Source organism: Rhodopseudomonas palustris (assembly GCF_007005445.1).
Classification (GTDB): Bacteria; Pseudomonadota; Alphaproteobacteria; order Rhizobiales; family Xanthobacteraceae; genus Rhodopseudomonas; species Rhodopseudomonas palustris_G.
The window spans coordinates 1,475,735-1,496,735 of sequence record NZ_CP041387.1; the positions used below are offsets into that span (position 1 = coordinate 1,475,735).

At 66.0% G+C, this 21,001-nt stretch carries 21 protein-coding genes; 10 read left to right on the forward strand and 11 right to left on the reverse strand.

Annotation, left to right across the window (positions count from 1 at the left end):
• Positions 1-23 precede the first annotated feature (23 nt).
• Both FLL57_RS06715 and FLL57_RS06720 read right to left on the reverse strand, forming a co-directional pair.
• Positions 24-1,646: a hypothetical protein gene (locus FLL57_RS06715; RefSeq protein ID WP_235677225.1), complete on the reverse strand. Its 1,623-nt coding sequence runs from the start codon at positions 1,644-1,646 to the stop codon at positions 24-26.
• Positions 1,647-1,939: 293 nt separating this feature from the next.
• Complete coding sequence (locus FLL57_RS06720; protein WP_142882466.1) at positions 1,940-3,190, reverse strand: NupC/NupG family nucleoside CNT transporter; 1,251 nt, start codon at positions 3,188-3,190, stop codon at positions 1,940-1,942.
• A 179-nt stretch (positions 3,191-3,369) separates the two neighbouring features.
• On the opposite strand from FLL57_RS06720, the gene FLL57_RS06725 reads away from it, so the two are divergent.
• Positions 3,370-4,470, forward strand: a complete 1,101-nt coding sequence (locus FLL57_RS06725; RefSeq protein WP_142882467.1) for a RuBisCO large subunit C-terminal-like domain-containing protein — start codon at positions 3,370-3,372, stop codon at positions 4,468-4,470.
• Positions 4,460-4,957, forward strand: coding sequence for a cupin domain-containing protein (locus FLL57_RS06730; protein ID WP_142882468.1), 498 nt, complete (start codon positions 4,460-4,462; stop codon positions 4,955-4,957). The genes FLL57_RS06725 and FLL57_RS06730 overlap by 11 nt, the downstream gene beginning before the upstream one ends.
• A 7-nt stretch (positions 4,958-4,964) precedes the next feature.
• Here the strand turns inward: FLL57_RS06730 and FLL57_RS06735 are convergent, their stop codons facing one another.
• The 8 genes from FLL57_RS06735 to FLL57_RS06770 form a co-directional block, all read right to left on the reverse strand.
• Entirely contained in the window at positions 4,965-5,384 is a 420-nt protein-coding gene (locus FLL57_RS06735) for a protease inhibitor I42 family protein (RefSeq protein ID WP_047307535.1), read from the reverse strand.
• A gap of 171 nt (positions 5,385-5,555) precedes the next feature.
• The gene (locus FLL57_RS06740; protein WP_142882469.1) at positions 5,556-6,314 is read right to left on the reverse strand and encodes an SDR family oxidoreductase; all 759 of its coding nucleotides are present in this window, start codon (positions 6,312-6,314) and stop codon (positions 5,556-5,558) included.
• Between the two features lie 80 nt (positions 6,315-6,394).
• Positions 6,395-7,582 (reverse strand): GNAT family N-acetyltransferase, encoded by a 1,188-nt coding sequence (locus FLL57_RS06745; RefSeq protein WP_047307536.1) that lies wholly within the window; start codon positions 7,580-7,582, stop codon positions 6,395-6,397.
• Positions 7,583-7,704: 122 nt separating this feature from the next.
• A complete protein-coding gene (locus tag FLL57_RS06750) occupies positions 7,705-8,274 on the reverse strand; it encodes a GNAT family N-acetyltransferase (RefSeq protein WP_142882470.1) in 570 nt (189 codons plus the stop codon).
• A gap of 211 nt (positions 8,275-8,485) precedes the next feature.
• Entirely contained in the window at positions 8,486-9,232 is a 747-nt protein-coding gene (locus FLL57_RS06755; protein WP_013503033.1) for a peptidase, read from the reverse strand.
• A 111-nt stretch (positions 9,233-9,343) separates the two neighbouring features.
• Positions 9,344-10,171: a transglutaminase family protein gene (locus FLL57_RS06760; protein WP_047307538.1), complete on the reverse strand. Its 828-nt coding sequence runs from the start codon at positions 10,169-10,171 to the stop codon at positions 9,344-9,346.
• Between the two features lie 51 nt (positions 10,172-10,222).
• Positions 10,223-11,167 carry an alpha-E domain-containing protein gene (locus tag FLL57_RS06765; RefSeq protein ID WP_142882471.1) on the reverse strand — a complete coding sequence of 315 codons (945 nt, stop codon included), beginning with the start codon at positions 11,165-11,167 and terminating at the stop codon, positions 10,223-10,225.
• Positions 11,168-11,406: 239 nt separating this feature from the next.
• Entirely contained in the window at positions 11,407-12,825 is a 1,419-nt protein-coding gene (locus tag FLL57_RS06770) for a circularly permuted type 2 ATP-grasp protein (RefSeq protein WP_013503030.1), read from the reverse strand.
• A 218-nt stretch (positions 12,826-13,043) separates the two neighbouring features.
• On the opposite strand from FLL57_RS06770, the gene FLL57_RS06775 reads away from it, so the two are divergent.
• From FLL57_RS06775 to FLL57_RS06785, 3 genes are all read left to right on the forward strand, one after another.
• Positions 13,044-13,781 (forward strand): competence/damage-inducible protein A, encoded by a 738-nt coding sequence (locus tag FLL57_RS06775; protein WP_142882472.1) that lies wholly within the window; start codon positions 13,044-13,046, stop codon positions 13,779-13,781.
• A 154-nt stretch (positions 13,782-13,935) separates the two neighbouring features.
• Positions 13,936-14,457, forward strand: coding sequence for a xanthine phosphoribosyltransferase (gpt, locus tag FLL57_RS06780; protein ID WP_047309691.1), 522 nt, complete (start codon positions 13,936-13,938; stop codon positions 14,455-14,457).
• A 295-nt stretch (positions 14,458-14,752) separates the two neighbouring features.
• On the forward strand, positions 14,753-15,427 hold the full coding sequence (locus tag FLL57_RS06785) for a hypothetical protein (RefSeq protein WP_142882473.1): 675 nt from the start codon (positions 14,753-14,755) through the stop codon (positions 15,425-15,427).
• 207 nt (positions 15,428-15,634) lie between these two features.
• Here FLL57_RS06785 and FLL57_RS06790 read toward each other — a convergent pair whose 3' ends face one another.
• A complete protein-coding gene (locus FLL57_RS06790; protein WP_013503026.1) occupies positions 15,635-16,657 on the reverse strand; it encodes a methionine synthase in 1,023 nt (340 codons plus the stop codon).
• Positions 16,658-16,791: 134 nt separating this feature from the next.
• Between FLL57_RS06790 and FLL57_RS06795 the strand changes: the two genes are divergently transcribed.
• The 5 genes from FLL57_RS06795 (at position 16,792) to FLL57_RS06815 (ending at position 20,783) form a co-directional block, all read left to right on the forward strand.
• Positions 16,792-17,511: a glutathione S-transferase N-terminal domain-containing protein gene (locus FLL57_RS06795; protein WP_142882474.1), complete on the forward strand. Its 720-nt coding sequence runs from the start codon at positions 16,792-16,794 to the stop codon at positions 17,509-17,511.
• Positions 17,512-17,693: 182 nt separating this feature from the next.
• Entirely contained in the window at positions 17,694-18,314 is a 621-nt protein-coding gene (locus FLL57_RS06800) for a 2-hydroxychromene-2-carboxylate isomerase (protein WP_142882475.1), read from the forward strand.
• The gene (locus tag FLL57_RS06805) at positions 18,314-19,288 is read left to right on the forward strand and encodes an NADPH:quinone oxidoreductase family protein (protein WP_142882476.1); all 975 of its coding nucleotides are present in this window, start codon (positions 18,314-18,316) and stop codon (positions 19,286-19,288) included. The genes FLL57_RS06800 and FLL57_RS06805 overlap by 1 nt, the downstream gene beginning before the upstream one ends.
• Positions 19,289-19,379: 91 nt before the next feature.
• A complete protein-coding gene (locus FLL57_RS06810) occupies positions 19,380-19,847 on the forward strand; it encodes a MaoC family dehydratase (protein WP_114358114.1) in 468 nt (155 codons plus the stop codon).
• 18 nt (positions 19,848-19,865) lie between these two features.
• Positions 19,866-20,783 carry an SDR family NAD(P)-dependent oxidoreductase gene (locus FLL57_RS06815; RefSeq protein WP_013503021.1) on the forward strand — a complete coding sequence of 306 codons (918 nt, stop codon included), beginning with the start codon at positions 19,866-19,868 and terminating at the stop codon, positions 20,781-20,783.
• Positions 20,784-21,001: the final 218 nt, after the last annotated feature.

The following is a 21,001-nucleotide window of genomic DNA, read 5'->3' on the forward strand; positions in this document are numbered from 1 at the left end:
GACCATCACGCTGCACGTCCTGCTCAGCGCCGCTTGGCGCTGAGCTCGTCGGCCGGCTGCGGATCGGGCGACCACTGCCGCGCGCCGCGGTCGTAGCGGCACAGCGGGACGTCGAGGCCGGTGGCGGCGATCCACAGTCGCACCGCTTCGTCGTAGTCGATCGTCGGATCGTTCAGCCGCCATCCGGGCGGCGCCCAGCCGGAATCGCCGTTCAGCGTCGGCAACCCGAGCTTGGCGGAGATCCACATCGCGTCCAATTGCTTGCCGTCGAACGCGGTCCCGGCGTCGACCACGAAGGCGCGGCACTGCGGCGGCGCGGCCGGCACCGCCGCCAGCCGCGCCAGCTCCTCGCGCCGCTCCAGACCGGCGGGTTGCAGGTTGATCTGCTCGATCAGGCAGAGCGCCGCGACCACACCGGCGATCAGCTTGCGCCGGGTGCCGGCGGCGCGTGGCGCGCAGTCGAGCCAATATTGCAGCAGCACCACCAGCCCGGCGACCACCCACAGATTGACCAGCAGCTGGATGCGGTCGCCGGCGCGGATCGCCACGGCACCCGGCACCAAGTGATAGGGCAGCCAGAACGCGCTGAACGTCCCGACCCGCAGCGTCACCAGCCACGACAATCCCCACACCGCCACGCAGACGCTCGCGAATACGAGCTGCCAGGGCATCGGGCGTGCCGGCGCAGTGCGGCGCAGCCGCAGCAGCAGGATCACCAGCGCCGCAGTCATCAGCGGCGTCACCGCCAGTGCGCGCTCGTGCTGGGCGTCGCCGATCAGCCGATCGACCAGCCAGCCCCACGCCATGTTGTGGACGCCGAGATTGATCAGATCCTTCGGAAACGGCGCGAAGCTGACATAGTCGCGGAACGAGCGCCCGGCCTGCTGGTGCAGGGCCGGCAGATAGATCGCCAGCACCGGTATCGCCCCGATCGCAAAGCCGGCGATTGCTGCGCCGATCAGCGCTGCGCAGGAACCGGGATGTCGCCGGAGCAGCGCGATCGCCTCGCGGCCACGGAGCACCGCGATGGTGCCGAGGCCGAACAGCAGCGTCAGAGCGAACAGCCAGGCGACGTAGAACGAGGTCGCGAACAGCAGCCCATAGCCGAGCCCGAAGCCGCCGGCGCGCAGCAGCGACCATTTGGTCGGGCGCGGAAAATCCTCGATCGCCCACAGTGCCAGCAGAACGAGACAGGGCACGTAGTACAGCGCGAAGAAGTTCGGATGCGCCTCGGCTGTCTTGAACATCAGGTTGTTGGGAAAGGTGACCAGCATCGCGGCGCAGATCGCCAATGCCGGACCGAGCCGCAGATAGCGGCGTCCGATCACCAGCGTCGCCATGAAGCAGCACAGCGACAGTGCGATGGCGAGAATCTGCGAGGCGAGAAACGGATCGAACCCGAGCCCGCGCAAAGCCGCGAAGGGCAGCGCGTCGAGCAGAAACGCGTCGGTGTAGCCGAGGGCGTTTTCTTGCGGAAAGTAGAACGCCGGCGACAGCAGTTCGGCGCGCCCCTGCAGGGCCGCAAAAAGATGTTCGTGCAGATACGCAATCAGCCGGCCGTCGCCGCTATTGCCGAAAACCAGGCCGAACGATGTCCGAAGGCTGGAGCGGAAAGCGAAGGCGGCGGCGCCGAGCCATGCCGCCAAGGCAGCAACAAGGGCGGGCAGCGTCAGCGCAGCCGCGCGACTTCGTAGGGAGGAGGAGGGCAAAATTGTCTTCCGGCAACAACTGCGAAATTGGCTGGGCGGCGATCCTAGTCGAACAGTGTCGATCGATGTGTTTCTAGAAATTCAGATCAAAAGATATATGACATCATTATTTGTAGGAAACTTGCAGGCGCGGATGCCCTATTGCGGCGCGATCTTTTCCAAATATTGCTGGCGGCGGCGTTGTTTCTGGTGGTCAGAGCCAGCGTTTGCCGGCGAAAGACGCGGTCTGTTCACGTCAGCAGCCCCACCACCGCGCCCATCAGACACGTCGTCAACGTGCCGGAGACGATCGATCGCAGGCCCAAGGCGGCGATTTCTTCGCGGCGCTCGGGGGCCATCGCGGTGAGGCCGCCGAGCATGATGCCGAGGCTGCCGAAATTGGCGAAGCCGCACATCGCGTACAGCATGATCAGCTTCGAGCGCGGATCGAGCGCGTCCGCCGGCAGCTTCGACAGCTCGACATAGGCGATCAGCTCGTTGAGCACGGTCTTGATCCCCATCAGCGAGCCGGCGGTGACGGCCTGATCCCACGGCAGGCCGAGCAGCCAGCACACCGGCGCCATCACATAGCCGAGCAGTCGCTGCAGCGTGATCGCTTCGCCGCCGATATGCGGCAGGAGGCCGAGCAGGGCGTTGCCGAGGTACACCAGCGCCACCAGCACGATCAGCATCGCGATGATGTTGAGCAGCAGCTCGAGGCCGGCGGCGGTGCCCTTGACGATGGCGTCCATGCTGCTGACCGCGATCCGGCCCGGGTCGGCGAGCTGGCCGCCGGTGGCGTGCGGTTCGGTCTCGGGCACCATGATCAGGCTGACCAGGATCGCGGCCGGGGCGCCGAGCACCGAGGCGATGACGAAATGCGCCGCGGCGTCGGGCAGTACCGGCGCCAGCAGCGTGGCGTACAGCACCAGCACGGTACCGGCGATGCCGGCCATGCCGCCGGTCATCACCAGGAACAGTTCGCTGCGGGTGAGCTGCGCCAGATAAGGACGGATGAACAGCGGTGCCTCGACCATGCCGAGAAACACGTTGGCGGCGGTCGAGAGCCCGACCGCGCCGCCGACGCCGAGCGTGCGCTGGAGCAGCCAGGCCATGCCGCGCACCACCGGCGGCAGGATTTTCCAGTAGAACAGCAGCGTGGTCAGCACGCTCATCACCAGCACCACCGGCAGCGCCTGAAACGCGAGGATGAAATCGGCGCCCGGTGCCTTGATGTCGAATGGTGCCGGCCCGCCGCCGAGATAGCCGAACGCGAACGCAGTGCCGGCCCGGCTCGCCGCCGAAATCACCCCGACCGCCTCGTTGATCGCCCCGAACGCATGGGCGGCGCCGGGCAGCTTCAGCATCGCCGCCGCGGTGGCCAGGGTGAGCCCGAGCCCGATCGCGACCTGCCGGACTGAGACGCGGTCGCGATGTTCGCCGAACGCCCACGCGAGCATCAGCAGCGCGAACACGCCGAATCCGGATTGCAGTTGCAGCATTATGTCCCCCGAGCCGAAGCCGATGGGTAGGCCAGCGCAGGGCGAGCTGGCAAGTCGACTAAAGCGCGGGCTGCCGAGGTGAGGCCGTCATCGCCGCTTCGTGCTGTCCGGCGACAGTGCGAGCGAACAGGTTGTGCTAGACAGGCGCGACACCTCGGGCGTGATTGCATGGACCGAAGATGAACGAACGGATCGTTGTCACCTATCAGGTCGCCGCGGCCCCGGCAGAGATCGCTGCGCGCGCCGAGGCGCTGGCGATCGAGCAGAGCGTCGAGTGCCCGCTAGCGGCGGTGACGGAGCAGCGCATCCACGACGAGATCCTCGGCCGGGTCGAAGCGATCGAGCCGATCGACGAAGCGCGTTTCGCGGTGCGGATCAGCCTGGCGAGTGCAACCGCGCCGGCCGAGCCCGGGCAGCTCATCAACATGCTGTTCGGCAACAGTTCGATCCTGCCCGACGTGACGCTGGCCGACGTCGAGCTGCCGCCTGGCTATCCGGCCGCGTTCGGCGGGCCGAAGTTCGGCATTGGCGGTATTCGCGCCCGGCTCGGGGTTCCGCGGCGGGCGCTGACCGCGTCGGCGCTGAAGCCGCAGGGGCTGCCACCGGAAGCGCTGGCGAGTCTTGCGCACCGGTTGGCGCTCGGCGGCATCGACCTGATCAAGGACGACCACGGCATCGCCGACCAGGCCTTCAGTCCGTTCGCCGCGCGGGTGCCCGCGGTCGCCGCCGCGCTGCGCCAGGCCAGCGACTCGCGCGGCGCCACCACGCTGTACGCGCCGCACGTCTCGGGCTCGCTCGACGACATGCGGCGGCAGCTCGACATTGTTCGTCGCGAAGAGCTGCCGGCGGTGATGCTGATGCCGATGGTCGTCGGGCTGGCGAATTTCCATCTGGTGGCCAAAGAGGCCGCAGGCTTGATCGTGCTGGCGCATCCGTCGCTGGCCGGCGCGCAGCGGATCGCGCCCGATCTGCTGCTCGGCAAGCTGTTCCGGCTGCTCGGCGCCGACGCGACGATCTTCCCGCATCATGGCGGCCGGTTCGCCTATGCGCCGGGCACCTGCCGCGCGCTGGCGGAGGCGGCGCGGCGCGACCGGCACGATCTGAAGCCGTGCCTGCCGGTACCGGCCGGCGGCATCGCGATTGATCGGATCGCCGCACTGCTGGCATTCTACGGCTCCGACGTGATGCTGCTGATCGGCGGCAGCCTGCTGGCCGCCGGCGAACACCTGACCGAGCAGGCAGCTCGTTTCACCGCGGAGGTGGCAAGCCATGGCCAATGACAACGCAGCGGTGCCGCATCCGGCCGCGGGTGAACGCGTTGGTGTTCGCGCCCAGACTGCGCCGGGTCGCTGGGATGATGTCGCGGTGATGCCGTACAAGCAGACCGCCGAGGCGCCGTTTCAGGACATCACCCGGCAGTTGCTGTTCGCCGATCCGAACCTCGCCTGCGAGTGGCGTTACTTCGAAGTCGCCGAGGGCGGCTACTCGACGCTGGAGCGCCACGCCCATGTGCATGCGGTGATGATCCATCGCGGACGCGGTCAGTGCCTGGTCGGCGAGGTGATCAGTGATGTCGGGCAGGGCGATCTGGTGTTCATCCCGCCGATGACCTGGCATCAGTTCCGCGCCAACCGCGGCGACTGCCTCGGCTTTCTCTGCGTCGTCAACGTCGCGCGCGACCGGCCGCAACTGCCGACGGCGGACGACCTCGCCGAGCTGCGCAGCAACCCGCAGGTGGCTGATTTCATCCGCACCGGCGGCGCATAGCTGCGGGTCAGCGCGGGGCGATCTCGACCGTGACGGTGTGGCGCTGCGCCGGCGCCTGGTTCTCCCAGTCGCGCAAGTAATCGAACACCGCGGTGGCGGTGCCATCCTTGCGCGCGACGATGCGGAACGACCGGGTGCCGGGGACGCCGACCATCGGCTGGTGCACGACGTCGCCGCCGCCCTGGCGGTAGCCGGCGTCGGAAATCTCGATCAGATCGAGATTGCGGCTCGCTTTGGTGTCGAGGTGCCAGCGATAGCCGGTCGAGGGATTCTCTTTCAGGCTGAAGCTGGCCTCGCCGCCGACCGCGAGGCGCAACGTCTCGGCGGTGTCGTCGGCCCGCGGCGGCGCGACGCCTGCGATCAGCACGATGCCGGCCAAAAGACCGAGCAGTCCCAGTGCCCGAACGGTCTTGAACGATTCCCGCATCTGCGCCCCCGAATGAGGTTCTCGCTGCCGATATCCTTATCAATTCAATATTCGCCGAATGCAACGATCCACCACATCCTGAGTGGGAGCTTCCATGCGGATTGGTAGCCGGCGGCCGTCCTTGCACCGGCAACTATCTGAGAAGCTGATAATCGTTCTGGAGGGCGCGGCTCAGCCGCGTCCGACGAACGGCATCTTGGTCGCCATCACTGTCATGAACAGCACGTTGGCGTCGAGCGGCAGGCCGGCCATATAGGCCACCGCATCGCCGACCGCCTTGGCGTCCATCCGCGGCTCGTGCCGGGTCGAGCCGTCCGGCTGCAGCGCGCCGGGGCCACTGACCATGCGGTCGGTCATCGGGGTGGCGGCGTTGCCGATGTCGATCTGGCCGACCGCGATGTCGTAGGCGCGGCCGTCGAGATTGCTGGCCTTGGTCAGGCCGCTGATGGCGTGCTTGGTTGCGGTGTAGGCGGCCGAGAACGGCCGCGGCGCGTGCGCCGAGATCGAGCCGTTGTTGATGATGCGGCCGCCGCGCGGGGTCTGGTCCTTCATGATCCGGAACGCGTGCTGGGTGCACAGGAACGGCGCGGTGAGGTTGGTCGTCACCACCGCCTGCCATTGCTCCAGCGGCAGATCCTCGAACGGCACCGGCGGCGCGCCGATCCCGGCATTGTTGAACAGCACATCGAGCCGGCCGTAGCGCTGCACGGTGGTGTCGAACAGCGCGGCGATCGACGCCGGATCGGCCATGTCGGCGACGACTGGAAGGCTCTCCCCGAGCTGGGCTCCGAGCTTCTGGGTTTCGTTCAGCAGTTCGAGCCGGCGACCGGCCAGCACCACGGCGAAGCCGCCCTGCATCAGCGCCAGCGCCGCGGCACGGCCGACGCCGGTGCCGGCACCGGTGACGATTGCGATCTTGGTGGCGGACATCGGCGTCTCCCGGAAGTTTCTGTCGTTGCGATGAGGCGCTTACCGTAAAGCCACTCCGCGGCCGCAACAAGCCGACGCGGTCAGCGTTCGGCGACCTTTTCGGTGCCGTCGCGTTCGCCGCTTTCCCGTGACGCTGCCTTCGAAGCGGGGCGCCGATGTCGGCTGCGATAGGTCTGGAGAGCGTGCCAGGCGCGGTCTGACAGCAGCGCCGCCTTGCCCAGCAAGGTGCGTCCGCCGACGAACGACGCCAGCGTCACCTGCCGATTGGCGAAGCGATATTTGTAGTCCTCGTCGCCGCATAGAAAATCGATACTGGTGGCGCCGTGATCGATCGCCCATCGAATGTAGTCGAACAACAGGATGTAGCCCGGCGAACTGCGCTCGAAGGCGGAGTCGTAGGTGGTGACGTAGGCCATCATGGTGTCGTGCTGCACCAGGTTGATGGTAATCGCCACGACGACGCCGTCGCGCTCGAGCACGAAGATGTGGAGCAGGTTCTTGTCGGCGAGTACCTGGGCCAGCGCCTGCAACATCGGCGCGCCCTCGTCGAACAGCGGGGCGATCAGGCCGTTGCGGGCACACCACGCGCGCTTCAGTTCCGCGCAGCGCTGGAGCGCCGGCCCGAGCGGCTCGTCGGGGCCGAGCCGCCGGAATGCGACATTGGCGCCTTCCGACAGGTTCTTCAGCGAGCGGCGATAGTTCCGCCGCGCATTGCCGGATTGCGAGTCGAACCATGCCTGGCCGTTCGCCCAAGGGCCGACGACGCGCAGGCTGGTGGCGTGACGATGATGCGGTCGCAGCATTAGACCGCTGCGGCTCGTCCGGCGAGAGAGTGTAGTCGCGGCCGCCGTGGGCAGCAGATGGCCGAGATACGCAGCGTCGAAACCGCCCTGAGCGCTGGCGTGGTCCCACATCCGCTCGATCAGGACCGTATCGACCCCGGGACGCAGCAGCACGTCGCAATAGTCGGAATAGTCCTTGGCGGCCCATTCCAGCACGCGGACGCCGTGCAGACTGCAGGTCGCGAGCGGCATCACTGCGTCCAGCGTATCGTCGCGCCAGGCCAGCACGACGAACAGCGCGCGCCGCTGCGGATCGGGAACGGCGCGCCACCATGCCGCGACCCAGGCGTGGCTCTGAAACACCAGCGCGCCGGACTGCTCCCACAACGTCTCCCAGGCCGTGCCGATCTCTTGCAGACGCTCGGTAGTCTGTACGATCTCCAGCCGTTCACCTCGGAGCCCCGCTGCGCCGGGCACGTTCCTCATCCCTCAGATCCCTTCGATTCGTGGACTTTTCCGCGGTCGCGCCGAGCCGCGGCCGGTGGCCAGCAACCTAACATCCAGGCTTCGCGGTTTGAACTTGAGGCGGCAGTGATCGGAAGACAGAGTTAATCGCGGCGATAGACGGATTGCGATCGTCGCTGCTGCCCGTGGTTCGCCGACGCGGTGCGGATCGCTTCTGCCGGGCCGAGCATGTACCTGGCCTCGCCGCCGTAGGTCGTCAGCTTGCGGGCGAGTGCTTCGCTTTTGATCGGTTCGAAGCCGAAACGCTGCCAGAAACGTGCTGTTCCGCCCACTGCGACGAGAGAGATCGTGTCCGCGATCGTCGCCGCGTGTTCCGCCATCGTCGCCAGAATGGCCGCCGTCGCGCCGCCGCCGCGCGCAGCGGGCAACAGTGCGATATCGTGCAGATAATAGGTGGGAGCCGGCGACGGAACGCTGCCGAGAAGCTCGTTCAACGCGGGCGGCTGTTCGAGATGCCAGGGATGGCTGATCAGATAACCGCCGACGCCCTCGGGGGTGTCGAGGACGAAGCATCCGCCGGGATGCAGCGTCAGCCGCTCGGCGAACACCGCGGGATCTTCGGGATAGTCGACATGCACGGCCGCGGCGATCGCATTGACGACAGGGAGGTCGGCGATAGTCATGCTGCGCCAGTTGGAGACGGTGGCAGTCATCGGAACATAATGCCGTCGCTGCCGTCATTCCGGGATGCGCCCGAAGCGCGCAGGCTCGGAATCCCCATTCGCGCACGAAGCCCGTTTCGGGGATGCCGAGCCGCGAAGCTGGCGCAGGCAATATGGATTCCGGGTTCGTATTGCGCGCGGACCGCAACGACGGAGATTGATCGTTCGCGCTTTGCTGCGCGCCGGGACGACGGATTCGGCGTCATGCCTGATCCTTGTAGGGCGGGCGCGGGATGTTCTTGTGGGCGGCGCGCAGCGCGGCTGACCAGCGCGAGCGGAGGTCGTGGAAGTAGGGCTCCCCGGCTTCGATGCGGTGGTTGAGGTCGGCGTCGCAGACGTCGGTGCGCACCACCAGCACGTCGATCGGCAGGCCGACGCCGAGATTGGAGCGCATCGTCGAATCCATCGAGATCAGGCTGGTCTTCAGGGCCTCGTACAGCTCGACATCGTAAGTAATCGCCCGGTCGAGCACCGGCTTGCCGTATTTGTGCTCGCCGATCTGCAAATACGGCGTGTCGATGGTGCATTCGATGAAATTGCCGGCCGGATAGATCATGAACAGGCGCATCCGCTCGCCCTTGAGCTGGCCGCCGAACAGGAACGACACTTCGTAGTTGATGTCTTCGGCCTTCAGCGCCTGGGCCTCGGTGGCGTTGACGTGGCGGATCGCGCGGCCGATCAGTTGCGCCGCCTGGAACATGCTGGAGGCGCCGATCAGGGTTTCTCGCTCGCCGGTTTCGGCATTCTCCAGACCCTCGGTCAGGGTGGACAGCACCGACTGGCTGATCGACAGATTGCCGGCGCTCGCCACCGCCAGGATGCGGTCGCCCGGCTTGCTGAAGACGTGCAGCTTGCGGAAGGTCGAGATGTTGTCGAGCCCGGCATTGGTGCGGGTGTCGGCGACCATCACCAGGCCCTCGCGCACCAGCACTCCACAGCAATAGGTCATCTCGTCCTCGAGCTCACAGGTCTGACAGGAATTGTGCCGGCGCGGCAGCGCCGATCGGCCGCGGGACACTAGCCCATCCGCGCCGGCCGTCCAGCCCCCGAAGGGCGGAGGTTATTGCGACTGAAACTGCCGGCCGGCCTGATCGACTTTGACCGACACCGTCAGGGTCTCGACGCCGCCGCCGTAGCGGGTGCCGCGCACCGGCGCGGCGCCGAGATAGTCGAGCCCGATCGCGACGCGGGCGTGGGCGTCGGTGGTGCAGATGCCGTTGGCCGGATCGAACCCGACCCAGCCGAGTCCCGGCACATGGGCTTCGGCCCAGGCGTGGCCGGCGGGCTGATGCACCACGCCGTCGGCGCGCAGAAAATGCCCGGATACGAACCGCGCCGGCACGCCGCCGGCACGGGCGCAGGCGATGAACACATGTGCGTAATCCTGGCACACGCCACGGCGCAGCGCGAAGGATTCGGCCGCCGTGGTGCCTGAATGCGTGGGATCGTCGTCGAAGGTGATGTGCTTGTTGATCGCGGTCATCAGCGCATGCAGGAACGCGATGGTGTCGCCGCTGCCGTCGCCGCGCAGTTCGCGCGCCAGCGCCAGCATCGGCGGGGCCAGCTCGGTCAGCTCGGTCGAGCGCAGGAACAGTTGCGGCGGAAACCGTTCGTCGGTGCCCCTCAGCACGCCGCCGGTGTCGGAGGTCTCGATCAACCCTTCGGCGGTGATGGTGAGATCCTCGGTGGTGCCGACTGTCAGAACATGGGTGACGTTGCCGAAGGCATCGTAATGCATGTCGAGGCGGGTGTCGGAGGAGATGTCGATCTGCCAGTCGGCGACGTATTGGCCGTCGTGGCTGCCCGGCGTCATCCGCAGCACCTGGATCACCCCGGTGGCGGGCGGCTCGTAGCGGTAGTTGGTCGTGTGGGTGATGCGCAGGCGCATGGCGTCGGCAGTCCGGTTACGGCGGCGGCCAGAGCGCGCGCCTGTGCTCGATCAGATAAGATACTGCTTGGCGACGATTTCGCCGAGCCTGCTGTTGTCGGCGATGAATTCCTGAATGAATTCGTGGACGCCGCGCTGGAAGATGTCTTCCATGTTGGAGTGCTCCAGCCGGTTGCGGACGGCGCGGGCGTGGCGCTGCGCCGGCCCCTGGCGGCCGTAGGCGACGCCGATCTGGTCGAGGTTGCGGACCAGATTGCCGTAGCACGACGCCAGCGAGCGCGGCAGGCTGTCGTTGAGGATCAACAGGTCCGCGATCAGCCACGGCTTCAGGGTCTCGCGATACACCCAGTGATAGGCGGTCAGCGCCGACACCGAGCGCAGGATCGACGACCACTGATAGTAGTCGAGCGGGCCGCCGACGTGCTCCTCCTCGGGGAGCAGCAGGTGATATTTGACGTCGAGAATCCGCGCGGTGTTGTCGGCGCGCTCCAGATGCACGCCGAGCCGCGAGAACCAGTAGGCATCGTTGCGCAGCATGGTGCGATAGGCCGAGCCGTCGAACCGTAGCGAGGTCTCCTGCACGAAGCGCAGGAACTGGGTCAGTTGCTCGCGGGACTTGGCGCTCTTGCTCCAGTTCTCCTGCAATTCGATCCAGGCCGAATTGATGGTGTCCCACATCACCCCGGTGAGCGCGGTGCGCACCGAGCGCGCGTTGAGCCGCGCCGCCTCGATGCAATTGCGAATCGAGGAGGGGTTCGATGCGGACATCGACAGGAATTCGACGACGTTGGTCTCGTTGGCCTCGTCGTATTGCGCATAGAAGCTGGCGCTGACGCCGGCAGTGAGCAGCGCCGAATCCCATTCGTTGCCCTGGCCCGAATAGGTGTTGGGCAGCGCTGTGACGCGCAGCGTCGCCTCGATGGTCCGCGCCAGATATTCGGCGCGCTCGACGTAACGGGACAGCCAGAACAGGTTTTCAGCAGTGCGGGACAGCATGGCGGCTTCTTCTCCCTCCCCCCTTGCGGGGGAGGGGCGGGGTGGGGGGTGACACGAGGTGAGGCTTCCGTTGTGGACCGCTGCCAAGTAGCCGCACGCACAAACCCTCATGGTGAGGAGCCCGCCGGGACGGCGGGCGTCTCGAACCATGAGGTGTGTGGCGCCGATCCTTCGAGACGCGCGCCGATGGCGCGCTCCTCAGGATGAGGGCAGTGTTCGTGGATGCAAGCGAAGCGAACCTACTCATCCAGCACCCAGGTGTCCTTGGTGCCGCCGCCCTGGCTGGAGTTCACCACCAGCGAGCCGTCCTGGAGCGCGACGCGGGTCAGGCCGCCTGGCACCACGGTGATACGGTCGCGGCCGGTGAGCACGAATGGGCGAAGGTCGACGTGGCGGGGGGCCAGGCCGGATTCGGTGCAGGTGGGGCAGGTGGAGAGCGCGAGCGTCGGTTGGGCGATGAAGCCGTCCGGCTCGCGCTTCAGCTTCTCGCGGAACGCCTCGATCGTCGCCTTGGTGGCGGTGGGGCCGATCAGCATGCCGTAGCCGCCGGAACCGTGGACTTCCTTGACCACCAGCTCTGACAGATGGTCGAGCACGTAGGCCAGGTCGCTCGGCTCGCGGCACCGCCAGGTTGGAACGTTCTTCAGGATCGGCTCTTCGCCCAGATAAAACTTCACGATGTCAGGCATGTAGCTGTACACTGCCTTGTCGTCGGCGATACCGGTGCCGACCGCATTGGCCAGCGTGACGTTGCCGGCCCGATAGGCCGACATCAGCCCCGGCACGCCGAGCACCGAATCCGGCCGGAACGTCAACGGATCGATGAAGTCGTCGTCGACCCGGCGATAGATCACGTCGACCCGCTTCAGCCCTTCGGTGGTGCGCATGAACACCTCGTCGTTCTTGACGACGAGGTCGCGCCCCTCGACCAGCTCGATGCCGAGCTTGTCGGCCAGGAACGAGTGCTCGTAATAGGCCGAATTGAACACGCCGGGCGTCATCAGCGCCACCGTCGGTTCCGACGACGAATGTGCCGGCGCGACCGAGCGCAGCGCGGTCAACAGCTCGTCCGGATACCGCTCGACCGGCGCGATGCGATGCCGGGCGAACAGATCCGGAAACAGCCGCATCATGATCTCGCGGTTTTCCAGCATGTAGGAGACGCCCGACGGGGTGCGCGCATTGTCCTCCAGCACGTAGAAGTGCTCGTCGTCGACCCGGACGATGTCGATCCCGGCGATGTGGACATAGACGTCGTGCGGCACCGCCTGGCCGTTCATCTCCGGGCGGAACACCGGATTCTGGAAGATCAGGTCGTCCGGAATCAGGCCGGCGCGCAGGATGTCGCGGCCGTGATAGATGTCGCGCAGGAACATGTTGAGCGCGCGCACCCGCTGCTTCAGCCCCAGTTCCATCCGCGCCCATTCCTGTGCCGACAGAATGCGCGGGATGACGTCGAACGGGATCAGCCGCTCCTGCGCTTCGGCGTCGCCATACACCGCGAAGGTGATGCCGATGCGGCGAAACAGCAGCTCGGCTTCCTGGCGCCGATTGGTGAGGGCTTCGGGCGGCGTTTCGCCGAGCCAGCGGGACAATTCCTGATAGGCCGCGCGAACATCGCCGCCGAGGCCGTTCATTTCATCGAACGCAACTGCCATGAAACCAGTCTGATTCCCAAGGATGCTGCGTGAGAGTGCAGCATGGAACACAGCAGTAGCAAGGGGCGGGCCAGCACGATATGGAAGGAGTGGACGGTTTTTGACCGCGGGTTCACAATGTTGCCCGCAAATCGGGCGGTGTGCTGCTCAAATCAGCGGCAAACGCCCCCGAGGCAGCGCCGTCGCCGGCACGTAGCAGCGGGGAAACGGAAGCATTCATGAGCGAGATCGTTACGGCGGGTATCCTGGTGATTGGCGACGAGATTCTGTCCGGCCGGACCAAGGACAAGAACATCGGTTTCATCGCCGAATACCTGACCAACATTGCGATCGATTTGCGCGAGGTGCGGGTGGTCGCCGACGACGAGGACGCGATCATTGAGGCGCTGGATGCGCTGCGGTGCCGCTACACCTACGTCTTCACCACCGGCGGGATCGGTCCGACCCATGACGACATCACTGCCGACTGCGTCGCCAAGGCTTTCGGGGTCGGGATCGACTGTCACCCCGAGGTGGTGGCCCGATTCCGCGAGCGATTTTCAGAAGCTGAACTCAACGAGGCGCGGCTGCGGATGGCACGGATCCCGGATGGTGCCGAGCTGATCCAGAGCGCGACGATCATTGCGCCGGGCTTCAAGATCGGAAATGTCATCGTGATGGCTGGCGTGCCATCAATCATGCAGGCGATGATGGATATCGTCGCACCGCGGCTGAAGTCCGGCGTCAGGATGCTGTCGGAAACGGTGAAGGCCAACGCCCGCGAGGGCGACATCGGCGGCCCGCTGCGTGAGATTGCCGCCGCGCATCCGGACACCATGATCGGCAGCTATCCGTTCCTCGACGAGGAGCGCAAGCCGAACACCAATCTGGTGGTGCGTTCGCGCGATCCGGAAAAGCTGCAGCAGGCGATGACCGCCGTGAAGCAGATGCTGGCGGAGCTGCAGGCCGCGAAGTGAACCAAGACAAGTCGTTCCCGTGATTGCGAGGAGCGTTGAGGAAGCCATCCAGAGGCGGGTGCCCCGTGCTCTGGATCGCTTCGCGGAGCCTGTGCCCCGACGGCGCAAAGCGCCGTTCCGGGTGCTCGCATGACGGAATAGTCGGAGTGAATGGATGACGCAGAGCGAACCGACCGAGCAGAAGCGGGCAGGGCGTCCGTTCCCGGTGTCATGGGATCAGTTTCACCGCGATTGCCGGGCGCTGAGCTGGCGGCTCAACGAGCTCGGACCGTTTCATGCGGTAATCGCCATCACCCGTGGCGGTCTGGTGCCGGCGGCGATCGTGGCGCGCGAACTCGGCCTGCGGGTGATCGACACGGTGTGCATCGCCAGCTACGAGCACGACAAGCAGGGCGAACTGCAGGTGCTCAAGGGGGTGTCGGATCAGACCGCAGCGCTCGGCGGCGGCACCGGCAAGGGCCTGCTGATCATCGACGACCTGGTCGACACCGGCAAGACCGGCCGGATGGTGCGGTCGCTGCTGCCCGACGCGCATTTCGCCGCCGTCTATGCCAAGCCGAAGGGGCGGCCGTTGGTCGATACCTTCATCACCGAAGTGTCGCAGGACACCTGGATCTTCTTCCCCTGGGACACCGGCCTCAGCTTCCAGCCGCCGCTGAAGGATGGGGCGGCGTAGGGGCGCTAGTCAAAGGGGAGCGGAAGCGTTTCGTCCCAGGCGATGACTGTAATTGCAACGGGTTCGCCCGTTTGATCTTTTCGTCTAAGCGCTCGCACTGCTGCTTCATATGAATCATGGAAGGTCGCGCTTGGATATCGGATGCCATCATTCTTACTTTTGAATACGATCACGTATTTGCAATCCATTTATCTCTCCTGTTCAAAGAAATAATCGAGCCAGTGAATGAGAGCACCGTTACACGAATTATGCAAATGACCAGCAGCTATCGCAGTTATAATCATTTTCAATCAAGATGCCGCTGCAGAACCGCGTGACGCCGTTCGGTGACATTGTCGCGGTGGCGAGCCGCGGGCTGTTCACCGGCAATCGCGGCATCATTCACGACCCGGCGACCAGGACGCTGCTGAAGCGGCGGTGGTCGAGCCCGGCGTGGATCACATGTACTTGCGACTTCCGCGGCCGCCGCCGCGACGTGATGGCGACGCGGAGCTGGACCGAGCTGTTCTTTCTCGACGAGGCCACCGCGCTCGCGGCCGGGCATCGGCCTTGCTACTACTGCCGCCGCACCGACGCGAATGCCTTCGCCGCCGCCTGGGCGCGCGGCAACGGGCTCGAGCAAGTCAGCGCCAGACAGATCGACGCCACATTGCATCGCGAACGGCTCGACCGCCGCGCCAAGCGGCTGCATCCGCTGCCGTGTCCGATCGGTGAGTTGCCGGATGGAGCGATGGTCGCGGACGCAAAGCGCGACGATGCCGGCGGCCGCGATCTTGCGTTTGCGGGCACTGCTTATCTTTCCACCCGGGGCGGGTTTCTGCGGTGGTCGTTTGAGGGTTATCAGCCGGCCGAAGTGGTGGTGATCGACGGCTTGCAGGATCGTCTCGTCCTGCTCACGCCACCATCGACGCTAAGGGCTCTCGAAGCCGGGTATCAACCCGCACTGCATCCGACCGCAGGCACAACCTAACCCCGTCATTCCGGGGCGCTCGCGCAGCGAGCGAGCCCGGAATCTCGACGTGAGTGAAGCGCTGTGCTCGTAACTACTCGATTCCGGGTTCGCCGCTGTGCGGCGCCCCGGAATGACGGGGAGAGGTTGGTGACGAACGAGAGGCTGGCGGTGAAACGGCACTCGCGTCCGATTACTTGAACCGCTGCCGCACTAGCACTGCCCCGCTTACTTGAACCGCTCCCGCGCCAGTTCGGCGCCCTTGCCGAGCGCGGCGAGCTTGGCTTCGGCAATGTCGCGGCGCATCGGGGCCATGCCGCAATTGGTGGTGGCGACGATGTTGCTCTTCGGCACGTAGCGCATCACCGCCTCGATGGTTTCGCAGACATCGTCCGCCGTTTCGACCTCGTCGCTGGCGACGTCGATGACGCCGGCCTGCACGATCTTGCCCTTGAGCAGCGACAACAGTTCCAGCGGCACTTTCGAATTGCGGCACTCGACCGCGACCTGCTGGATTGCGCTCTTGTCGATCGCCGGGAAGATGTCCTCGTATTGCCGCCACTCGGCGCCGAGCGTTTCCTTCCAATCGGTGTTGGCCTTGATGCCATAGCCGTAGCAGATGTGGACGGCGGTGGCGCAGGTGAGGCCCTCGGCGGCGCGTTCCAGCGCCTTGACGCCCCAGTCGGCGGCTTCGCTCATGTAGACATTGAATGCCGGCTCGTCGAACTGGATCATGTCGATGCCGTCGGCGGCGAGCGCCTTGGCTTCCTCGTTCAAGAGCTCGGCGAAGGCGAACGCCATCTTGACTCGGTCGCCGTAGTAGCGGTCCGCAATGGTGTCGATGATCGTCATCGGGCCGGGCAGGGTGAACTTGATCTTGTGCGTGCTATGCGCTCGCGCGATCTGTCCTTCGAAGCCGTGAACGCGGCCTTTCAGCCGCAGCGGCGCCACCACCTGTGGCACCATCGCTTTGTAGCGGTCGTTGCGGATGCCCATCTCGACCTTGTGGGCGAAATCGATGCCCTCGACGGCTTCCAGGAAGCCGTGCACGAAGTGCTGCCGCGCCTGCTCGCCTTCGGTGACGATGTCGACGCCGTAATCCTCCTGCAGCTTCAGCGCCAGGATGGTGGCGTCGCGCTTGGCGCGGACCAACTCGTCGCCGCTCGACTTCCACGGTGCCCACAGCTTGTTGGGCTCGGCGAGCCATTCCGGCTTCGGCAACGAGCCGGCGATCGTGGTCGGAAACAGCATCGTTCGCTCCCTTGTGGCGTGGTTGGAAGCCTCTGTGCCATGTTCGCGGCGGGGCGTACAGCAGCGCGAGACCGAGGTGACAAGCCGGCCGAAGCCGGGCTAGGATCGGCGCAAACCCGTCAAGAGGACGCCCCATGATCGATCTGTATTACGCGCCGACGCCGAACGGCTGGAAGATCTCGATCATGCTCGAAGAGTGCGGCCTGCCTTACAAGGTGGTGCCGATGCAGCTCGGCCGAGGCGATCAGCACCAGCCGGAATTTCTGGCGCTCAGCCCCAACGGACGGATGCCGGCGATCGTCGATCATGCGCCGATGGGCGGCGGCGCGCCGCTGTCGGTGTTCGAGAGCGGGGCGATCCTGATCTATCTGGCGGAAAAATCCGGCCAGTTGATGCCGGCCGAGACGCGGGCGCGTTTCGAGGTGATGCAGTGGCTGATGTGGCAGATGGCCGGGCTCGGGCCGATGCTCGGCCAGAACGGCCATTTTCTGCTGTATGCGCCGGAGAAGATCCCTTACGCGATCGACCGCTACAGCCGCGAAGCGAAGCGGCTGTACGGCGTGCTGGATCGCCGGCTGGCCGACCGCGATCACATTGCGGGCGACTACTCGATCGCCGACATCGCCTGCTTTCCCTGGATCATGACCCACAAGGCGCAGGGGCTTTCGCTGGACGACTATCCGAACCTGAAGCGCTGGTACGCGGCGCTGCGCACTCGGCCCAAGCTGCAGGCCGGTCTCGCCCTCGGCAAGGAGGACAAGAAGCCGATGGACGAGCAGGCCCGCAAGCTGCTGTTCGGCGTCGACAAGCCAGCGCACGCCGACGCGCAGGCGCAGAGCGCGCAGCAGCAGTGAGGGGCCAGCTTCACAGCTTCCGCGTCCGTCATTCCGGGGCGCGCCGCAGGCGCGAACCCGGAATCCCGAGATGTTCTGAACCACTGGATTCTGGGGTCGCTCGCGGGCTGATGCGAGCGCCCCGGAATGACGAGATCAGTTTGAACGACGAACAATAATCAACAACAACGGAGGAAATCCCGATGCTCGAATTCTTCTTCGATTGCTCCAGTCCCTGGACCTATCTCGCCTTCCACAACATCCAGCCGCTGGCGAAAGAGATGGGCGAGGAGATCTCCTGGCGGCCGATCCTGGTCGGCGGCATCTTCAACTCGGTCAATCCGAGCGTGTACGAATCGCGCAAGACGCCGGTGCCGCTGAAGGCGCGCTACATGGTCAAGGACCTGTCGGATTGGGCGCGCTCGGCGGGCCTTCCGATCAAGATGCCGCCCAGCGTGTTTCCGGTGAACAGCGTCAAGGCGATGCGCGGCTGTCTGTGGCTGCTGCGCGACAAGCCCGACGCGATGGTGCCGTTCGCGACCGCGGTGTTCGAAGCCTATTGGGGCGACGACCAGGACATCTCCAAGGACGAGGTGCTGAGCGCGATCTGCACCCGGTGCGGCCTCGACCCGAAGGCGTTGTTCGCCGGAATCGCCGAGCAGAGCATCAAGGACCAGCTCAAGGACAACACCGACGAGGTGATGGCGCGCGGCGGCTTCGGCTCGCCGACGATCTTTGTGGACAAGACCGACATGTATTTCGGCAACGACCGGCTGCCGCTGGTGCGCGAAGCGCTGGCGCGGCGCAAGGCGGGTGCCGCCTGATGCCGAAGGCTGTGGTGTGCCGCGAACTCGGCCCTCCCGAGTCGCTGCGGCTTGAAGAGATCGACCGCAAGGCGTTGAAGCCGGGCGAGGTGCGGGTCGCGATCCGCGCCGCCGGTATCAACTTCCCCGACATCCTGATGTGCGCCGGCGAGTATCAGCTCAAGCCGGAGCTGCCGTTCATTCCCGGCATGGAAGCGGCCGGCGAGATCATCGAACTCGGCGCTGATGTTGCAAACGTGAAGCTCGGCGATCGCGTCATCGTCAAGCTGCGGTTCGGCGCTTATGCCGAAGAGGTGGTGGCCGCGGCCTCACAGCTCACGCCGGCGCCGGCGAATTTCGACTTCGCCGAAGCTGCGACTTATCTGGCCGGCCACGGCACCGCCTGGCACGGGCTGGTCGAACGCGGCCAGCTTCAGCCGGGCGAAGTGCTGCTGGTGCACGGCGGCGGCGGCGGCGTCGGGCTCGCGGCGGTCGAGGTCGGCAAATATCTCGGCGCATGCGTGATCGCCGCGGCGTCGAGCGAAGAGAAGCTCGCGGTGGCGCGGCAGCGCGGCGCGGACCACGGCATCCTGTATGGTGCCGAGCCGTTCCGGGATGCGGTCAAGCGCATCACCGACGGCCGCGGCGCCGACGTGGTGTTCGATCCGGTCGGCGGCCAGATCTTCGAAGACAGCGTGCGCTGTATCAATTGGGGCGCGCGGCTGCTGGTGGTGGGCTTCACCGGCGGCATCGGGCTCGCTCGCACCAACCTGATCCTGATGAAGGGCGCAAGCGTGATCGGCGTCCGCGCCGGCGAGGCGGTGCGGCGTGATCCGGCGCGCGGCGAGCAGCGCACCGCCAAGCTGCTCGAACTCGCCGCCACGGGCGTGCTGCGGCCGAACATCTCGCATCGCGTGCCGCTGACCGAATGGGCGCGCGGCATGCGGCTGCTGATCGACCGCAAGGCGATCGGCCGGGTCGCGCTGCTCCCGTAACGCGGAATTTTCGGCGCCCGCGGCGAGCGAAGATTTCGCTTGGCGCGGGTTTCGCGATGTGGAATGTGCAGCGCGAAACAACGAGGTTGGAATGACCACTGAACTGGAACTCGACGCCTATATGAAGCTGGTCGGCACCGAGATCGGGGTGTCGGAATGGCACGTGGTCGATCAGAAGCGGATCGATCAGTTCGCCGACTGCACCGAGGATTGGCAGTTCATCCACGTCGATCCCGTGCGCGCCGCGCGCGAGACGCCGTTCGGCACCACCATCGCCCACGGCTTCCTGACGCTGTCGATGCTGAGCGTGTTCTCCTACGAGGCGATGCCGCGCATCAAGGGCGTCACCATGGGCGTCAATTACGGCTTCGACCGGCTGCGCTTCATTTCGCCGGTGAAGGCGGGCTCGCGCGTGCGCGGCCGTTTCATGCTGGCTGAAGCCACTATGCGCAAGCCGGGCGAATTGTTGTCGCGTACCAGCGTCAACGTCGAAATCGAGGGCGAGAAGCGCTCGGCCCTCGTGGCTGACTGGCTCGGCCTGATCTACTTCGAACAATAATCCGGGGAAACAACACACATGGCTATCAGGTTCGACGGACGCGTCGCCATCGTCACCGGCGCGGGCAATGGTCTCGGCCGCGCGCATGCGCTGGGTCTCGCGGCGCTCGGCGCCAAGGTGGTGGTGAACGATTTCGGCGGTGCGCGCGACGGCACCGGCGGCTCGATGACCGCGGCCGAGACCGTGGTCGAAGAGATCAGGAAGGCCGGCGGCACCGCGATGGCCGACGGCGCCGACGTGTCGAACTACGAGCAGGTCCAGGCGATGGTCGCCAAGGCGACCAAGGAGTGGGGCAGCGTCGATCTTCTGGTCGCCAACGCCGGCATCCTGCGCGACAAGTCGTTCGGCAAGATGGAGCTCAGCGACTTCCAGAAGGTGATCGACGTGCATCTCGCCGGCACGTTCTACTGCTGCAAGGCGGTGTGGGACGGCATGAAGGAGCGCAACTACGGCCGCATCGTGCTGACCACCTCGTCGTCGGGCATGTTCGGCAATTTCGGCCAGGCCAACTACGGTGCCGCGAAGGCCGGCATCGTCGGTTTGATGAACGTGCTGGCGCAGGAAGGCCGCAAGACCGACATCCGTGTCAACACCGTGTCGCCGACCGCCGCGACCCGCATGACCGAAGAGCTGCTGCCGCCGCAGGCGCTGGCCCTGATGAAGCCGGAGGCGATCACCCCCGCGGTGCTGTTCCTGCTCAGCGACAACGCGCCGACCCGCACCACGCTCGGCGCCGGCGCCGGCTCGTTCGCGCAGATCAAGATCATCGAGACCGAAGGCATCAACCTGCCCGAGGAGGAGTGGACCCCCGACGCGATCGCCGCCCACTTCGCCGAGATCAGCGACGACTCCAAGGCTCAGGCGCTCGAAGGCGCGTTCCAGCAGACGCAGAAATACGTCGCGCAGGCCGCCGCAAGGCTCGGCATCAAGATGTAAGGCGGTCGTCATTCCGGGGCGCGCCGAAGGCGCGAACCGGAATCTCAGAGTCGCAGAACTTGTCGAGGTTCCGGGTTCGCTCGCTGGCGCGAGCGCCCCGGAACGACGTGCTTGGGGCGAAGCGTCTCCACGAGTCATTCCGGGGCACGCCGAAGGCGTGAACCCGGAATCTCTCAGTCGCAGCGAGGTTCCGGGTTCGCTCGCTGACGCGAGCGCCC

Excerpts from the sequence above, each read along its gene's own strand:
- FLL57_RS06775 (WP_142882472.1), top strand. The coding sequence starts at position 13,044 with ATGAGCGAGATCGTTACGGCGGGTATCCTGGTGATTGGCGACGAGATT.
- FLL57_RS06770 (WP_013503030.1), bottom strand. The coding sequence starts at position 12,825 with ATGGCAGTTGCGTTCGATGAAATGAACGGCCTCGGCGGCGATGTTCGC.
- gpt (WP_047309691.1), top strand. The coding sequence starts at position 13,936 with ATGACGCAGAGCGAACCGACCGAGCAGAAGCGGGCAGGGCGTCCGTTC.
- FLL57_RS06750 (WP_142882470.1), bottom strand. The coding sequence starts at position 8,274 with ATGACTGCCACCGTCTCCAACTGGCGCAGCATGACTATCGCCGACCTC.
- FLL57_RS06765 (WP_142882471.1), bottom strand. The coding sequence starts at position 11,167 with ATGCTGTCCCGCACTGCTGAAAACCTGTTCTGGCTGTCCCGTTACGTC.
- FLL57_RS06760 (WP_047307538.1), bottom strand. The coding sequence starts at position 10,171 with ATGCGCCTGCGCATCACCCACACGACCAACTACCGCTACGAGCCGCCC.
- FLL57_RS06805 (WP_142882476.1), top strand. The coding sequence starts at position 18,314 with ATGCCGAAGGCTGTGGTGTGCCGCGAACTCGGCCCTCCCGAGTCGCTG.
- FLL57_RS06720 (WP_142882466.1), bottom strand. The coding sequence starts at position 3,190 with ATGCTGCAACTGCAATCCGGATTCGGCGTGTTCGCGCTGCTGATGCTC.
- FLL57_RS06745 (WP_047307536.1), bottom strand. The coding sequence starts at position 7,582 with ATGAGGAACGTGCCCGGCGCAGCGGGGCTCCGAGGTGAACGGCTGGAG.
- FLL57_RS06730 (WP_142882468.1), top strand. The coding sequence starts at position 4,460 with ATGGCCAATGACAACGCAGCGGTGCCGCATCCGGCCGCGGGTGAACGC.
- FLL57_RS06785 (WP_142882473.1), top strand. The coding sequence starts at position 14,753 with ATGCCGCTGCAGAACCGCGTGACGCCGTTCGGTGACATTGTCGCGGTG.
- FLL57_RS06810 (WP_114358114.1), top strand. The coding sequence starts at position 19,380 with ATGACCACTGAACTGGAACTCGACGCCTATATGAAGCTGGTCGGCACC.
- FLL57_RS06790 (WP_013503026.1), bottom strand. The coding sequence starts at position 16,657 with ATGCTGTTTCCGACCACGATCGCCGGCTCGTTGCCGAAGCCGGAATGG.
- FLL57_RS06735 (WP_047307535.1), bottom strand. The coding sequence starts at position 5,384 with ATGCGGGAATCGTTCAAGACCGTTCGGGCACTGGGACTGCTCGGTCTT.
- FLL57_RS06800 (WP_142882475.1), top strand. The coding sequence starts at position 17,694 with ATGCTCGAATTCTTCTTCGATTGCTCCAGTCCCTGGACCTATCTCGCC.
- FLL57_RS06725 (WP_142882467.1), top strand. The coding sequence starts at position 3,370 with ATGAACGAACGGATCGTTGTCACCTATCAGGTCGCCGCGGCCCCGGCA.
- FLL57_RS06795 (WP_142882474.1), top strand. The coding sequence starts at position 16,792 with ATGATCGATCTGTATTACGCGCCGACGCCGAACGGCTGGAAGATCTCG.
- FLL57_RS06815 (WP_013503021.1), top strand. The coding sequence starts at position 19,866 with ATGGCTATCAGGTTCGACGGACGCGTCGCCATCGTCACCGGCGCGGGC.
- FLL57_RS06740 (WP_142882469.1), bottom strand. The coding sequence starts at position 6,314 with ATGTCCGCCACCAAGATCGCAATCGTCACCGGTGCCGGCACCGGCGTC.
- FLL57_RS06755 (WP_013503033.1), bottom strand. The coding sequence starts at position 9,232 with ATGACCTATTGCTGTGGAGTGCTGGTGCGCGAGGGCCTGGTGATGGTC.